At 40.3% G+C, this 14652-nt stretch carries 15 protein-coding genes and 2 pseudogenes; 6 read left to right on the plus strand and 11 right to left on the minus strand.

Features of this window, described 5'->3' with window-relative positions; genetic code table 11:
- Positions 1 to 102 precede the first annotated feature (102 nt).
- Both LFLEISCH_RS03055 and LFLEISCH_RS03060 read right to left on the minus strand, forming a co-directional pair.
- The gene (locus tag LFLEISCH_RS03055; RefSeq protein WP_007472851.1) at positions 103 to 387 is read right to left on the minus strand and encodes a hypothetical protein; all 285 of its coding nucleotides are present in this window, start codon (positions 385 to 387) and stop codon (positions 103 to 105) included.
- Positions 388 to 400: 13 nt separating this feature from the next.
- Positions 401 to 673: an ArsR/SmtB family transcription factor gene (locus LFLEISCH_RS03060; RefSeq protein ID WP_007472852.1), complete on the minus strand. Its 273-nt coding sequence runs from the start codon at positions 671 to 673 to the stop codon at positions 401 to 403.
- A 100-nt stretch (positions 674 to 773) separates the two neighbouring features.
- Between LFLEISCH_RS03060 and LFLEISCH_RS03065 the strand changes: the two genes are divergently transcribed.
- Positions 774 to 1403, plus strand: a complete 630-nt coding sequence (locus tag LFLEISCH_RS03065; RefSeq protein ID WP_007472854.1) for a nitroreductase family protein — start codon at positions 774 to 776, stop codon at positions 1401 to 1403.
- A gap of 230 nt (positions 1404 to 1633) precedes the next feature.
- Here LFLEISCH_RS03065 and LFLEISCH_RS03070 read toward each other — a convergent pair whose 3' ends face one another.
- From LFLEISCH_RS03070 to LFLEISCH_RS16460, 7 genes and pseudogenes are all read right to left on the minus strand, one after another.
- Positions 1634 to 1888 (minus strand): TfoX/Sxy family DNA transformation protein, encoded by a 255-nt coding sequence (locus tag LFLEISCH_RS03070; RefSeq protein ID WP_007472856.1) that lies wholly within the window; start codon positions 1886 to 1888, stop codon positions 1634 to 1636.
- Positions 1889 to 1890: 2 nt separating this feature from the next.
- Positions 1891 to 2583, minus strand: coding sequence for a response regulator (locus LFLEISCH_RS03075; protein WP_007472858.1), 693 nt, complete (start codon positions 2581 to 2583; stop codon positions 1891 to 1893).
- Positions 2573 to 5252 (minus strand): annotated as a pseudogene (locus LFLEISCH_RS16455) (ATP-binding protein). The gene LFLEISCH_RS03075 and the pseudogene LFLEISCH_RS16455 overlap by 11 nt, the downstream one beginning before the upstream one ends.
- Positions 5253 to 5368: 116 nt before the next feature.
- Complete coding sequence (gene kdpC, locus LFLEISCH_RS03090; protein WP_007472860.1) at positions 5369 to 5899, minus strand: potassium-transporting ATPase subunit KdpC; 531 nt, start codon at positions 5897 to 5899, stop codon at positions 5369 to 5371.
- Positions 5900 to 5911: 12 nt separating this feature from the next.
- On the minus strand, positions 5912 to 7969 hold the full coding sequence (kdpB, locus tag LFLEISCH_RS03095; RefSeq protein WP_007472863.1) for a potassium-transporting ATPase subunit KdpB: 2058 nt from the start codon (positions 7967 to 7969) through the stop codon (positions 5912 to 5914).
- 12 nt (positions 7970 to 7981) lie between these two features.
- A pseudogene (gene kdpA / locus LFLEISCH_RS03100) lies at positions 7982 to 9672 on the minus strand (potassium-transporting ATPase subunit KdpA).
- Complete coding sequence (locus LFLEISCH_RS16460) at positions 9669 to 9758, minus strand: potassium-transporting ATPase subunit F (RefSeq protein WP_036063820.1); 90 nt, start codon at positions 9756 to 9758, stop codon at positions 9669 to 9671. The pseudogene kdpA and the gene LFLEISCH_RS16460 overlap by 4 nt, the downstream one beginning before the upstream one ends.
- A gap of 249 nt (positions 9759 to 10007) precedes the next feature.
- Between LFLEISCH_RS16460 and LFLEISCH_RS03115 the strand changes: the two genes are divergently transcribed.
- From LFLEISCH_RS03115 to LFLEISCH_RS03125, 3 genes are all read left to right on the plus strand, one after another.
- Positions 10008 to 10313, plus strand: a complete 306-nt coding sequence (locus LFLEISCH_RS03115) for a PTS sugar transporter subunit IIB (protein ID WP_007472867.1) — start codon at positions 10008 to 10010, stop codon at positions 10311 to 10313.
- An 80-nt stretch (positions 10314 to 10393) separates the two neighbouring features.
- On the plus strand, positions 10394 to 11695 hold the full coding sequence (locus LFLEISCH_RS03120) for a PTS sugar transporter subunit IIC (protein WP_007472868.1): 1302 nt from the start codon (positions 10394 to 10396) through the stop codon (positions 11693 to 11695).
- A 39-nt stretch (positions 11696 to 11734) separates the two neighbouring features.
- On the plus strand, positions 11735 to 12046 hold the full coding sequence (locus LFLEISCH_RS03125; RefSeq protein ID WP_007472869.1) for a PTS sugar transporter subunit IIA: 312 nt from the start codon (positions 11735 to 11737) through the stop codon (positions 12044 to 12046).
- Positions 12047 to 12147: 101 nt separating this feature from the next.
- Here LFLEISCH_RS03125 and LFLEISCH_RS03130 read toward each other — a convergent pair whose 3' ends face one another.
- Positions 12148 to 12999, minus strand: a complete 852-nt coding sequence (locus LFLEISCH_RS03130) for an Rgg family transcriptional regulator (RefSeq protein ID WP_007472870.1) — start codon at positions 12997 to 12999, stop codon at positions 12148 to 12150.
- Between the two features lie 148 nt (positions 13000 to 13147).
- Here LFLEISCH_RS03130 and LFLEISCH_RS03135 point away from each other — a divergent pair, with 148 nt between their 5' ends.
- Positions 13148 to 13675 (plus strand): hypothetical protein, encoded by a 528-nt coding sequence (locus LFLEISCH_RS03135; RefSeq protein WP_007472871.1) that lies wholly within the window; start codon positions 13148 to 13150, stop codon positions 13673 to 13675.
- A 69-nt stretch (positions 13676 to 13744) separates the two neighbouring features.
- On the opposite strand, the gene LFLEISCH_RS03140 is transcribed toward LFLEISCH_RS03135, so the two are convergent.
- Complete coding sequence (locus LFLEISCH_RS03140) at positions 13745 to 14056, minus strand: DUF2316 family protein (RefSeq protein ID WP_007472881.1); 312 nt, start codon at positions 14054 to 14056, stop codon at positions 13745 to 13747.
- A 149-nt stretch (positions 14057 to 14205) separates the two neighbouring features.
- Between LFLEISCH_RS03140 and LFLEISCH_RS03145 the strand changes: the two genes are divergently transcribed.
- Positions 14206 to 14649 carry a MarR family winged helix-turn-helix transcriptional regulator gene (locus tag LFLEISCH_RS03145; RefSeq protein WP_007472883.1) on the plus strand — a complete coding sequence of 148 codons (444 nt, stop codon included), beginning with the start codon at positions 14206 to 14208 and terminating at the stop codon, positions 14647 to 14649.
- Positions 14650 to 14652: the final 3 nt, after the last annotated feature.

Below are 14652 nucleotides of genomic sequence, written 5' to 3' on the forward strand. Positions count from 1 at the left end.
ATTATCCACAGACTGGCATCGTATACACTCTGCTCCAATATTCTATACTTGTGGATAAAAATAGACGTCGCTTTTCGCCTTGTGGAAAAGTGACGTCTGTTTTTATTCGGGGCCATCTAATTGCGCTTTTTGTTCAATTAATTCGTGGTGGTCGACTTCTAAATTTCCGTTTTCATATTCCGTTAAAAGAAATTGGAAGGCCGCTAATTGCTTGGCGCGCAATTTTTGGCAAGTCGCTGCTTCAAAAAGCAAATTTTGGGCCTCTATCATCGCCGTTTTATCCTCATACACACCGGCACCTAAAATCGCACGCTCCAAAATGGCGATAATTCGCTCATCCTGACAGCCTAGCGCATAAGCCTCCTCTAAATCGGCTAAATAATTCATTTTTCGCTTCCCCCTATTTTAAACATTCGAAAAAAGATGGTGCTTCATTTATCCGTGTTTTGTTGACCGAATAAAAATGTGTTGTGCCTTCTTTTCTGAGCTCGATTAACTCGGCTTCTTTTAACACTTTTATATGGTGCGACAAGGTGGATTTTGCAATATGATACTCCCCGCAACTCACGGAACGTTCGCCGTTTTTTAGGAGGCAACGAAATATGTTTAGGCGAATTGGGTCAGCGAGTGCTCGTAAAATAATTAATAAGTTTTCTTCAGATAAATTTTTCATAAAACTATCTTATCACAGGACGATTTATTTGCCGATAAAAAGATTCTATGCTAAAGTACGATAGTTCGATATAATTAGAACTATTCAGAGGAGGACTACCATGTATAAAAATAATGATTTTCACGACTTAATGAAAAATCGCCGTTCTATTCGTGCTTACGATGAAAACGTTAAAATTACTCACGAGGAAATGCTTGAAATGATAAATGAAGCCACAAGTGCCCCGAGCTCAGTTAATATGCAGCCTTGGCGTTTTGTCGTGGCAGATTCCGGTGAAGCAAAAGCAAAACTTCGCCCGTTAGTTCGTTTCAATACGACACAAAATGATACATCTTCCGCGATGATTATTCTTTTTGGGGATAAAAATGCTTTTGAAAATGGCGAAAAAATTTATAGTACGGCGGTTGCAAAAGGTTTAATGCCCGAAGAAGTTAAAAATAAGCAACTTCCTGCTTTAAGTGCCATGTTCAAAGACGCTACAGAAAGCGAACTAGAACGCATCAGCCTAATTGACGGCGGCCTCGTTGCCATGCAGTTCATGCTTGTCGCTCGCGCTTACGGTTATGACACCAATCCAATCGGTGGATTTGAACGTGATGAAGTAGCAAAAGCCTTCGATATGGACACAAAACGCTACACGCCCATTATGATTCTTTCAATCGGTAAAGCAAAAGATGCAGGCTACCCGTCTTATCGTTTAGATGCGCAAGATATTACGAGCTTTAAATAAAAAAATTCCTGTATTAACCATTGTCAAATGGAAGATACAGGAATTTTAGATTAGTCTCAAACGGCAATATTCACAGCTCATACCTCTGTACCGGTGCTTGCGTAAAAAAAGTACGCTACGCTCCGGTACAGAGGCTTTACATAGAATCTAACCATTTGGGAGCAGTCTGATTTTAGCGCAAGCTGTTTTGATTTGCGTAAACTTTGCGTTTTTCTACAAACTGATTTTTTTTATTTATTTTCCTTTATAAACGCTCTTAGTTCAGCTTTTCTGGCTGAACTAATTTCTTTTTTAGGGATATTTTGAATGGCTCCTTCTAAAGCGTATAAAAAGTGTAAACAGGCACCATCATCTACTAGGTGTTTTGTTTTTAAATACGCGGTTTCCGTACCGACTGAAATAAGTTGTTCAGCGGTCATAATCCCGACTTCATTCAATTTTTCCTCATTCACTTTTCCCAAATTAGGCATTTCTTGAATTTTCATTTTTACTCCTCCACCATTCTGTAACCGACGCCGATTTCAGTTTGAATATAGCGTGGTTCTGCAGGGTTTTGTTCGATTTTTCGGCGGATATTGCTTAAATTGACACGTAGCGTTTGGTTTTCATTTGCGTAAGGGCCCCAAATTTCGCGAATTAAAAAATCATGTGTCAAAACTTTTCCAGCATGCCGCCCAAGTAATTCAAGTATTTTATATTCGATAGGCGTTAAATGGACTATTTCGTCTGCCACTGTTACGCGGCGTTTGTCGTTATCAATTTTAAGATCCCCGATTTCAATAATCGGAGCTTCCGTACTCGATTTCGTTCGCAAACTATGTCTTAGTGCTGTTCGAATTCGCGCCAGTAGTTCAGATGTGCCGAATGGCTTTGTAATATAATCATCCGCTCCGAGGTCAAGCGCCTCTACTTTTTCACGTTCATGAAGCCTTGCAGAGACTACAATAACGGGTATGTCTGACCAGGAACGGAGCGTTTTTAAAAGAGCGAGTCCGTCCATATCCGGTAGCCCTAAATCAAGTAGGATTAAATCCGGAGCGTGCGAAGCCGCCATGCTTAAGCCTTCTTTTCCCGTTTGTACCTCTAGCGTTTTATAGTTACTGGCACTTAAAATCGCATTCATGAAATGGCTAATGCCCGGTTCATCCTCAATAATTAAAATGAGTAAATCATTTTGCACGCGAATCGCCTCCTAATGGCAAAGTAAAGCGGAATAAAGCGCCGCCGCCTGGATTTTCTGCCACTTCCATTGTACCACCATGCGCTTTTATAATCGACATACAAATGGATAAGCCAATACCAAGACCACGCGTCATATCCACACGTTCACGCGCTTCCACACCAAAATTATCAAACAGCTGGCCAAAACGTTCTTTTGGAATGCCCACCCCATCATCTTTTACCGTAAAGACCACTTCATCGCGCACAAGAGTGACATTCACCCACACTTTCGCATCCGCTCCGCCGTGTCTAAGCGCATTTTCCATTAAGTTGATTAAAACTTGTTCGATTAAAGTAGCATCCATAGGTATGAGTACGACTTCGTCTGGAACCCGAACATGAATGGTGCGATTTTTAAAGCGGCTGCGAATTCGTCTTACTGCCCCGCCAATCACCTCTTCAGCCGCCTCTAAGTCGGCGTTTACCGTGAGCATCCCTTCGTTTATTCGTGTGACGGATAGTAAATTTTCGACCATCCGAATGAGCCATTCTGAATCTTCTTTAATATCTAGGACAAGCTTGTCTCGCGTTGTTTCATCCAATTGATTCTCAAGGAGTGCCGAACTGGCCCCTAAAATGCCGGTTAACGGCGTTCGCAAATCATGCGAGATGGCGCGCAGTAAATTGCTACGCATTTGTTCTTTTTCCGTTTCAATTAGGATTTGACGTTGCTCATCCGTTAGTTTTTGCCGTTCAAGCGAGGTGGCCACCTGTGAACTGACCATCCGCAAGAAAAGTCGATTATCTTGCGTGAGCGCTTCCTTGTTTGGGTCACAAAAAATGCCGATGACACCTAAAATTTTCCCGCCCGAGATAACAGGCAAATAAAAACCCGCGGACCCAGAAAGCGTATCCGTCGTTCGGCCAGCTTCTTTGCCGCTTCGAAATACCCAGTGAACCACGGCACGTTCGGCCGGAGAAAGCATCGCGAGCGCTCCTGTCTCATCTTTTTCTTGTAAAAAAGTTCCTCCCGTTCCGTCTTCCTTCGGCTCTTCCGCGTAAACGATTATCGAGCGGCCAAGCAGGCGAACGAGATAGGCAGTGACGAGCTCTAAAATGCCGTCTAGTTGGCGTGTTACGAGCAATTTTTTATTTAGCTCATATAAAATCTCCGTCCGGCGCTCTCTGACAACGGCTTGCTTGGCAATTTTTTTCATCCGAACTGTCAGTGCACTTGTAATGAGCGCAACAAGAAGCATAATACCATAAGTTACTGGATAACCGACTTGCACGGTGTTAAATGTGTAAAGTGGCGTCATAAAGAAAAAATTAAAAATAAGTACTGCTAAAAGCGAACCGATGATGCCATATAAATAGCCTGTTGTGATTCTAGAGATGACAAGGACAGATAAAATATACACCATGATGATATTTTGATCGCCTATTCCGAGTTCTGATAACCCGGCGGATAGGATGGTGGCTAAGATGAGGGCGGCAAACATTTTAGCGGTGTCATGCCATGTGACGATATTTTTCAATGTCCACGCATTGTTTTTTGGTTTTTTCTTTGCGGCTGCTTGGAATGATATGGATTTCAATTGCTTGCAGGGAATCAATTAATTCATCTTCTAAATCGGCTCCGAATTTCCCCAAAAGAAAAGATTTTCGGTTTGATTTTCCAAGCACGATGTTCGTCACGCCTGAGAGCTTGGCGTATTCAGCGATGGTTTCACTCAGATTATGGCCGTTTATCGTGACCGTATCCGCACCGAGTTTTTCCGCAAGCGCCAGATTTTCTTGGAGCGTTTTTTTATCGGCAAGCGGCAAACTTTCCGTATCGCCATCATCCACATAAAGCGCCGTAAAACTGGCATGAAACGCCTCCGCCGCGCGCGCCGTCCAGCGAATCAGCTTTTGCGACGCTTCCGACTCATTAATACACACAAGTAACTTCATACTCGCGCGCTTATCCGAAAACGGCATCGTCTGCTCATTTAGAAAACTAATGCGATCCGTCACTTTCCGCATCGCAATTTCGCGAAGCAACTTCAAATTCTCTTTTGTAAAAAACTTGTGCATCGCAAGAGCTGCGCGTTCCGCTTCGTAAATTTTACCTTCGCTAAACCGTTTTAATAGCTCATCAGGTTCTACGTCAATGAGTTTTATGAAGTCCGCTTGGTCGAAAAATTGGTCCGGTATCGTTTCCTTAACCGCAATTTGCGTAATATCCTCCACAATATCATTTAAACTTTCAATATGTTGCACATTAACGGTCGTATAAACATCAATGCCCGTATCAAGTAGCTCTCTAACATCTTGATAACGTTTTTTATTTCGCGAACCTGGCGCATTAGTGTGGGCAAGCTCGTCCACTAAAACCACGCCTGGTTGCCTAAGAAGAACAGCATCCACGTCAAACTCTTCTAAACACATATTTTTATATGTCACTAGTTTCGTTTGAATTTTCGGGAGGCCATCTAAAAGCCGCATCGTTTCCTTACGATTATGTGGCTCAATGTAGCCTGCGACAACATCAATACCTCTTTCAAGTTCTTCGTGCGCATCATTTAGCATAGCAAAAGTTTTCCCGACCCCTGCCGCATAACCAAAATAAATTTTTAATTTTCCGGAAGAACCCGCACGCACCTCTTGTAATAACGCATCAGGATTCGGCCTATCATTTGTCATGGCTAGCACCTCCTTTAAACTCAAGTTAAGTAAAAAAGCGTATCATTTTGTTTGAATAAAAAAGGGATATGCGCCAACATATCCCCGTACAGAGCCGTTAAAGACGGTGACTGTTTCTAATTTTGATCAAGCTCCAAGTTCACGCCAAGAACATTGACAACTGGTTCGCCCATAAAGCCTAATGCGCGATTTGTTGTATGGTTTCTGATAATTTTTTCTACAAGAGCAGGGGACATATCGCGCACTTTAGCGATTCTATCCACCTGATACGCTGCCGCTTGGGTCGAAATATTCGGATCCACACCGCTTGCGGAACTTGTGACTAAATCAATCGGAATTTGTTTTTTATTCGACGGGTCTAACTGGTGGAAAAAATCGACACGCTTAGCCACTAATTTTTTCATATCCGAACTCGCTGGATTTAAGTTAGAAGGCGAACCGTCATCAGGGCGGCCAATCAAATATTTGGCGTCCGTAAATTTCTGCCCGATCAACCGCGAGCCTTTATTTCCTTCTATTATACTGCCATTTGCTTTATTTTGGAAAGCGGCTTCTGCAATCAGCGTGACGACAGCCGGATAAAGGACGCCGCACACAATTGTAAGGGCAGCAAACAAAACAAGCGCCTGCCTTATTAATCGTTTCATTTTCATCGCCTCCTAAGAAATACCCATAAATGTTAAAATCAAATCAATCAATTTAATCGCGATAAATGGCGCTACAAGACCGCCTAACCCGTAAATAAGCAGGTTGCGTCCTAGTAATTTTTGCGCCGGCATCTCCGTATATTTCACGCCTTTAAGCGAAAGAGGAATTAAGAAAATAATGATAAGGGCGTTATAGATAATCGCGGATAAAATCGCCGTTTTAGGGCTCGTGAGGTCCATAACATTTAGCGCCGCTAGCTCCGGATAAATCCCGTAAAATAAAACGGGGATAATCGCGAAATATTTGGCGATGTCGTTCGCTACACTAAATGTCGTAAGCGCTCCTCGCGTCATTAAAAGCTGTTTACCGATGCGAACGATGTCAATCAGTTTCGTTGGACTCGAATCTAAATCCACCATGTTCCCCGCCTCTTTCGCCGCTTGCGTCCCTGAATTCATCGCCACTGCAACGTCTGCTTGTGCAAGTGCCGGTGCATCATTCGTGCCGTCACCGGTCATCGCAACAAGATGCCCTTCCTTTTGATAACTCCGAATTAAATCAAGCTTGGCTTCTGGTGTTGCTTCTGCCAGAAAGTCATCCACTCCCGCCTCCGCTGCAATTGCCGCCGCCGTCATCGGATTATCCCCTGTAATCATAATCGTTTTAATCCCCATTTTCCTAAGATCAACAAAACGCTCTTTTACGCCATTTTTTACAATGTCTTTTAAGAAAATCACGCCTAGCACCTGCTTGTTTTTTACAACAACCAGCGGCGTTCCACCAACATTAGCTACTTTTGAAACGAGTGTATCACATTCATCTGGATATGTGCCGCCCATTTCCTCTACGTATTTTTTTACCGCATCCGCTGCTCCTTTTCGAATTGTATCATCTGCGTAATCAATACCGCTCATACGCGTTTTAGCAGTAAAAGGAATAAATTCTGCTTGCGTCCCACTAAAATCGCGCCCACGAATATCAAATCTTTCTTTAGCCAAAATAACAATGCTTCTGCCTTCTGCCGTTTCATCTGCAAGTGAAGAAAGTTGAGCCGCATCGGCAAGTTCACGTTCACTAACCCCCGTTACTGGTAGAAATTCGCTGGCACGGCGATTTCCAAGTGTAATCGTTCCCGTTTTATCAAGCAGGAGCACATCCACATCGCCTGCCGCTTCAATAGCACGGCCACTCATAGCAAGAACATTCGCTTTGTTTAGTCGACTCATCCCCGCGATACCAATTGATGAGAGCAGTGCGCCAATTGTTGTTGGCGCCAGACAGACAAGAAGAGCGACAACGTTTGTTACTGAAACCGCTGAACCGCCACCAGCTAAGCGACTGGAAAAATCTGAAAAAGGAAGCAAAGTCACAGAGACAGCTAGAAAAATAATAGTTAGTGTCACAAGTAAAATTTGTAGCGCCACTTCATTAGGCGTTTTTTTACGTGCGGCCCCTTCCACCATCGCAATCATCTTATCTAAAAAACTTTCACCCGCTTCTGTTGTAATTTGAATAACAAGCGAATCCGAAACGAGCGTTGTCCCACCGGTAACCGCACTACGATCCCCGCCAGATTCTCGAATAACGGGCGCCGATTCTCCTGTTATAGCACTTTCATCCACCGAAGCCGCACCAAAAATCACCTCGCCGTCCATCGGAACCTGTTCACCCGCTTCAACAATAACGATATCGCCTTTTTTTAATGTATTGGATAAAACTTCGGTAAAGTCCTCATGATTATCAGCCGATTTTAGCTTTCTCGTTACAACGTCCTTCCTTGCGCTCCGCAAACTATTGGCTTGTGCGCGTCCGCGTCCTTCCGCTATCGCCTCCGCAAAATTCGCAAATAAAACTGTAAACCACAGCACCAGTGCAATAACGAACGTGTACCACCGCGCCTCATCACCAATATTTATAAATGTTAAACCGTATAAGATAGTTGTTAAAACAGCGCCTAGATAAACCACAAACATCACCGGATTCTTAAGCTGGGTTCTAGGCGCGAGCTTTCTGAATGATTGTTTAGTTGCATCCATATAAATGCTTTTTTGATTTTCTTCTTGTTTCATTTTTACTCACCCCTATTTGTTAGTGAAAAAGTCGGCAATTGGTCCAAGCGCTAAACTTGGCAAGAAACTTAGTGCGCCGACTAGGAAAATAACGCCGATTAAAAGGCCTATAAATAAACCTGTATCCGTTTTTAACGTGCCACTGCTCGCTGCAACAGGTTTTTTCTTCGCCAAATTAGACGCCAAAAATAAAGTTGCGACAAGGGGAACAAAGCGTACAATCAGCATGATTGTGCCCCCAACAAAATTCGTGAAGCTCGTATCCGCTTTAAACCCAGCAAAGGCACTTCCGTTATTATTTCCCATTGATGTAAAGGCGTATAAAACTTCTGAAAAGCCGTGCGCTCCGCGATTTGTAAGATAATCCATCACATTTGGCATCATACTAGCGAACATGGTTCCAAAAAGCGTCATAAGCGGTGGTCCTAAAATAATCAAACACACCATCTTCATATCATAAGGTTCAATTTTTTTGCCTAAATATTCCGGCGTACGCCCAACCATGAGCCCCGCAATAAACACCGTCAAAATCACAAACGCAATCATCCCGTAAAGACCGCTTCCCACGCCGCCAAAAATTACCTCGCCTAGCTGCATTAAAAACAAAGGAACAAATCCTCCAAGCGGCGTTAAACTATCATGCATCGCGTTTACCGAGCCATTTGAAGCAGCCGTTGTCGAAGTCGCAAAGAGCGAAGAATCCGCCACACCAAAACGCGCTTCTTTTCCTTCCATATTCCCAGCGCTAACGTCCACCCCCGCATAGTGCGGAACCGTTTGATACTCTGCTGCCGTAATGCCAAACAAGGCCACTACAAAGACAATCATCATGGTTAAAAATAGGGTTTTTCCTTGCCCCCTGTCTTTAACGGCATACCCAAACATAAAAACAAGTGCTGCCGGGATAATTAAAATGGCCACCATTTCAAAAAAGTTTGTAAAAGCCGTGGGGTTTTCAAATGGAAACGCCGAATTCGTTCCAAAAAAACCACCACCATTAGTCCCCAGCTGCTTAATCGCGATTTGACTCGCTGCCGGCCCCATCGGAATGATTTGACTCACCCCGCTTTGAAGCGTCGTTTGAACACTTGCACCCGAAAAATTTTGCACTACGCCGCCTGATACTAAAATCAGAGCAAGAATGAGTGACATCGGCAGTAACACATAAAGTGTAATACGCGTTAAATCTTGCCAAAAGTTTCCTATAGTATGTTCCTTTTTTAAAATAAAACCGCGAATTAAAGCAAATAAAACCGCAATACCAGTTGCTGCTGATACGAAATTCTGTACAGTCAAGCCAACCATTTGCGAAAAATATGACAATTGAGTTTCCCCCGCATAAGCCTGCCAATTCGTATTGGATATAAAACTTGCTGCCGTATTAAAAGAAAGCCCAATTGACATCCCTTTTATATGTTCTGGATTGAGTGGCAGAACTCCTTGCAGCATTAAAATGAGCATGACAAAAATAAAGCCTACCGCACTAAAAATCAATACGGATAATGCATATATTTTTTTGGTGACATACTTGCCGTACTATTTTCACCCATTCCTTTGTATATCCATGTTTCTACGGGTTGTAAAACGCGCGATAAAAACGTACGGCTGCCTTTCATCACTGCATACATATACCGCCCAAGTGGAATGGCTAAGCCAATTAAGACAATAATAAACAGGATGTTTTTTAATAAGACTAGACTCATAAGTTTTCACCTCGAAATAAAACGTAAAATAAATATGCCATCAAAATAAGGGCTAGAATCCCTAGAATGCTAATGACCACACTCATTTCTCTCAACTCCTTTTTCTAACCTAATCCTATCAATATCTGTATAAAGACGGTGTTAAAGCTTTTAATTAGGGTATAAAGATTTTGTAAAGGAGGTTTACTGTGTAAAAATTACACACATCACACACATTGTGTACACATTTCCACGGAATGAAAACGTTATTATATAGCGGTTTCATCCTTTCAAAAAGTTGGCACGGAAGTTGCATATATAATAACTATAAGAACTAACCTTTAGGAGGGTTTACAATGAAAACAATTATGTTGGTGTGTTCCGCTGGTATGTCTACTAGCTTACTTGTAACTAAAATGGAAAAAGCAGCTGAGGCTGAAGGTATGGAAGCAAAAATCTTTGCCGTAGCGGAAGCAGAAGCAGATAAACATTTAGATGAAATTGACGTACTATTACTTGGGCCACAAGTTCGTTTCTTAGAAGGAAACATGAAGAAAAAATTAGAGCCAAAAGGTATTCCACTAGGCGTTATCAATAGCGTTGATTACGGAATGATGAAGGGCGATAAAGTTTTAGATCAAGCAAAAGATTTAATGAAATAATGTTTGTTAGCCAAGGGGAGACCCTTACTATAAATTAATGGTTCTTTTAGCAAGGAACCACAAAAAAGGAGATTTTTTAAATGAATGGTTTTATTGCATTTATGGAGAAACACTTTATTCCATACGCAGCTAAAATCGGTGCACAACGTCATTTAGTCGCTGTACGTGATGGTTTCATCGCTACTATGCCACTAATGATTCTCGGTTCGTTCGCCGTATTAATTAACAACTTACCAATCCCAGGTTACATCCCGATGATGAATAACATTTTTGGGGAAGGAAAATGGCAAGCCTTCGGTGGTAACATTTGGGCCGGCACTTTCGCTATTTTAGGTCTACTTATTGCCTTTACAGTTGCCTATAACCTTGCTAAATCTTATGACAAAGATGCTTTATCTTCTGGTGTAGTATCTGTTGCTTCTTTCTTCGCTATCGGTGCTGGATTCGTAACAGTTACTGACGGTGCAGGAAGTGTTGCTGGTCTTGGATCCGCTGGTTTATTCTTAGCACTTATTATTTCTTTAATTTCAACTGAAATTTTCACTCGTTTAAGTGGCAATCCAAAACTTATCATTAAAATGCCTGAAGGGGTTCCACCAGCAGTTGCTCGTTCATTCGCTGCTTTATTCCCTTCAATGATTACGGTTTCAATTTTCGCCTTAATTACAGCTTTCTTCCAAGCTGCAGGCGTTGCTGATTTAGTTGGTGAGTTCTACAAACTAGTTCAAGAACCTTTCATGGGTCTTGCAAACTCACTACCAGTTGCTTTACTATTAGCATTTATTTCTTCATTCTTATGGTTCTTTGGTTTGCATGGTGCAAACATCATCGATCCATTTATGCAAACAATTAATGCCCCTGCAATTCAAGTAAATGCAGATGCGCTTAAAGCAGGTAAAGACCTACCTTTCATCGTTACAAAACCTTTCTTCGATTCTTTCGTAAACTTAGGTGGTACTGGTGCTACTTTAGGTCTAATCATTGCTATTTTCTTAGTTGCTCGTAAACATAAAGCCTATATGACAGTATCTAAATTATCTGCTGCACCAGGTGTATTCATGATTAATGAGCCAATGATGTTTGGTTTACCGATTGTACTAAACCCAATCTTCTTTATTCCTTACATCCTAACACCAATGATTCTTGTAACAATCGCTTACTTCGCTACAGTAATCGGACTGGTTCCGGCGACAACCGTTATTACGCCTTGGACAACACCACCAATTATCGGTGGTGCTCTCGCAACTCAAAGCTTAGCAGGTGGTATTTTAGCCGCAGTCAACTTAGCCGTTGCTGTTGTTATCTACCTTCCATTCGCTAAAATGGCTCAAGTTCAAGAGCTTAAACGTGAAAAAGCAGCAGAAGCAGCTGAAACAAAATAAAATCAACCTGAACGCTACACTTTTAAGGACGTGTTAAACATGAATTCTGAAAATCTAGAACAAACTATTATGGGCTTAATCGTTTTTGGCGGTAACGCCAAGAGCGATGCGATGCTCGCAATTGATGCCGCTAAAAAGGGAGATTTTGATAAAGCCGACGAGCAAATTAAACTTGCTGAAGAAGCTTTACTAGAAGCTCATCATTCTCAAACTGCTTTAATCCAAGGTGAAGCTCGTGGTGAAAAAACAGAAGTATCTTTACTTCTTGTTCACGCTCAAGACCACTTAATGAACGCTATCACTTTTAAAGATTTAGCAAAAGAAATCGTTGAGCTTTATCGTACTAAATAAGATTTATCAAAAAATAGCGTCCAAGTATTCAATTAAACACTTGGACGCTATTTCTTTATATATTTATTTTTATAAAATAGTTTGTTACTCTTTTCCATTCATTAGCAAATTTTTTTCGCAATTTTATTGTGCCCAACCATATTAAGAGTTATTAAAATTTCCTTAACCTTATTATGCAATTGTTTATCTTCGTTAGAGTTTTCCATCCACCTAATTTCCGCCAGCCTAAATTGTGCTTCACAGATCATCAACGCATCACCCAAGCAAACTGCTATTTGAATAATTTTTTCTAAAAAATATTTAGTCTCTATTACTCTATTGCTTAAACGTAGGACTGTACAGTAATTCCACCACATCTTTAGTTCTAACCTATTTCCATTTTTAAATTCTTTATATCGACTAAACTCTTTACTCAACCTCTTTATCATAGTTTTTAGTTCTGACGCTTCAAAGATACAGAGCATATTACTTATCAATACTAATTCACAATATGTCCAACGTTCTCGTTTTGCTAGCCTAACCCATATTGGTCTAAGCTCATGTTTTAATAAACTTAAATCACGAGAAACATTAAAATTGATATAGCTTTTCAATAGCTTATATAGCAACTGGAAAAATTCGTAATTATGTCCTGACTTAGATTGTAAATCAAGTATCAAACTCTCTATCTTATTGACATCTTGTATGCTATAAATATTCATAAAATTATCAATTACTTTTTCTAAATCTGCTTTCTCATAATTATTTTTAATAAATAGAAATTCATCCTCCAAAATTGACCATCTTTTTAAGATTAACTCTAGCCTACTTCTTCCTAATGCTTGACTACCTCTTTCGCAACGGTAAGCATATTGGCTAGAAATAACGGATTCATAAAATTCAGAAACTTTAAGCTGTAAATTCCATCTTATTTCTTGCAAAGTTTCACCTGTCTTTTTTATTCTTTTTCCCATTCCAAAACTTCCTTTCTTGATGTTTTATACTAGTAGATATAATCATAAAATTATTCTGATGAAAAATAGTATACTATATAGTGAACTCAGAGATAATATAATATTTACTCATGCTCTGTGATTCACAAAACAAAAGGGAGATGTTTTTATGAGAAGAAAAAATTTAAGCTTTACTAAGTTATTGTTTGTTCTAGCTCTAGTATCTGCCGTCTTTGCACCGACAATCTCTGCCTTCGCTGAAGAACCTAGCGAAAAAACAAATGACATCGAGATAATTGCCAGTTTTGATTATGGTGTACTAGATGATTCACTTGTTCAAGATGGATTCACAACTTCTCAAAGGCCTTTGTTAAGAAGCAATCAAACTGTAGGTGGTGGTGGCTCAACTTATACACTCTCAACTAGAAAAACTATTTCTTTGAAAGCTACAAATTCTGCCTATCAAATTTTAATGTCTGCAGGCTTAGACAAAGTAACAAAAGGAAATACAGTGGCAAGTGCCATTGCAGGTCTTTTCTTAGACAGTTTAAAAAATTATAAGTACATGAGACAAAGTATCTATAAAAAGACTGATAAGAATTATATTTATTATAAAGTGATAGATGAATTTTCGAATAGCAAGACTAATTTCAGCAAAGGACCTGTGAAAACTTATTACTCAAAAGTTAAAAGATAATTTTATGAATAAAGATACCCAAATTCCCTTTTATTTGAATTTGGGTATCTTTACATTGTACAATAAGCCTCAAAACTTTCCTTTACTCAATTGTTTTTTGTCAATTTTTTTGGAATTTAAAAACCAATGTTTGTGATAGTCTCCTGATAGAGCTGAAAATGGGATGGGGACATCGCCTTGTTCTTTGATTTTTTCGTCTAGATACTCTTTTAAAATCCACGGATCCTCAAGCGAATGCTGACTAAGTGATAAAATTCGGTTTATTTTTTCAATGTTTGTCTTTAAATCCTGTGCAATTTGTTCTTTTGTAAGACCTGATTTTACCAAATTGGCATTTAGCTCCTGTATTGTTGCGGTAATTTGTTCGTTTGTTAGTGACATTTGAACACCTTCATTTACTTTTATTTTAAATAGTTGTAATTACAACAATAGGATACTTTACATCTAAAAACTTGTCAATTAAAATGTTGTGAATTAAACTATTTAATGAAGAACAATTGAGCTACTATAGCTTGAAAGAGGGATATCATATGAATTTTAATGAAGATGGTTTATCTGAACAAATCCACCAATTAAATATGCTCCAGCAGCAATATGTTTTGCGGAAACTAAGAGGACTTTCGCTTAATTCAAAGCAAGCACGCAGTTTAAATTATATTTTTGCGCATCCGGGTACAATCCAAAAAGGGCTTTCGACTTTTTTAGGGACGCAAGACGCTACGGTCACCAATATTTTAAAAAGTTTAGAAACAAAAGGGCTTATCCGTCGTGAAATCCCTGCTGACAACGAACGTCAAAAACGTCTTTTTCTGACAGACAAAGGGGAAGATAGTGCCCGCAAAATCCAGTTTTTCTTTAGCGAATTGAACAAAGCTATCACAGAAAATTTAACTGCGGATGAACAAAATGAAATGAGCGTTTTACTCGAAAAAATGGGGCAAAGTTTGACAAAAGAGGCTAGGAGCGAGTCCTAACCT

The sequence above is a fragment of the Listeria fleischmannii subsp. fleischmannii LU2006-1 genome (genome assembly GCF_000344175.1).
Taxonomy (GTDB): domain Bacteria; phylum Bacillota; class Bacilli; order Lactobacillales; family Listeriaceae; genus Listeria; species Listeria fleischmannii.

Bases quoted from the DNA above. Each gene is read 5' to 3' on its own strand.
- LFLEISCH_RS03125 (WP_007472869.1), top strand. From the start codon at position 11,735: ATGAATTCTGAAAATCTAGAACAAACTATTATGGGCTTAATCGTTTTT.
- LFLEISCH_RS03135 (WP_007472871.1), top strand. From the start codon at position 13,148: ATGAGAAGAAAAAATTTAAGCTTTACTAAGTTATTGTTTGTTCTAGCT.
- LFLEISCH_RS03145 (WP_007472883.1), top strand. From the start codon at position 14,206: ATGAATTTTAATGAAGATGGTTTATCTGAACAAATCCACCAATTAAAT.
- LFLEISCH_RS16460 (WP_036063820.1), bottom strand. From the start codon at position 9,758: ATGAGTGTGGTCATTAGCATTCTAGGGATTCTAGCCCTTATTTTGATG.
- LFLEISCH_RS03070 (WP_007472856.1), bottom strand. From the start codon at position 1,888: ATGAAAATTCAAGAAATGCCTAATTTGGGAAAAGTGAATGAGGAAAAA.
- LFLEISCH_RS03140 (WP_007472881.1), bottom strand. From the start codon at position 14,056: ATGTCACTAACAAACGAACAAATTACCGCAACAATACAGGAGCTAAAT.
- LFLEISCH_RS03065 (WP_007472854.1), top strand. From the start codon at position 774: ATGTATAAAAATAATGATTTTCACGACTTAATGAAAAATCGCCGTTCT.
- kdpC (WP_007472860.1), bottom strand. From the start codon at position 5,899: ATGAAACGATTAATAAGGCAGGCGCTTGTTTTGTTTGCTGCCCTTACA.
- LFLEISCH_RS03055 (WP_007472851.1), bottom strand. From the start codon at position 387: ATGAATTATTTAGCCGATTTAGAGGAGGCTTATGCGCTAGGCTGTCAG.
- LFLEISCH_RS03060 (WP_007472852.1), bottom strand. From the start codon at position 673: ATGAAAAATTTATCTGAAGAAAACTTATTAATTATTTTACGAGCACTC.
- kdpB (WP_007472863.1), bottom strand. From the start codon at position 7,969: ATGAAACAAGAAGAAAATCAAAAAAGCATTTATATGGATGCAACTAAA.
- LFLEISCH_RS03130 (WP_007472870.1), bottom strand. From the start codon at position 12,999: ATGGGAAAAAGAATAAAAAAGACAGGTGAAACTTTGCAAGAAATAAGA.
- LFLEISCH_RS03115 (WP_007472867.1), top strand. From the start codon at position 10,008: ATGAAAACAATTATGTTGGTGTGTTCCGCTGGTATGTCTACTAGCTTA.
- LFLEISCH_RS03120 (WP_007472868.1), top strand. From the start codon at position 10,394: ATGAATGGTTTTATTGCATTTATGGAGAAACACTTTATTCCATACGCA.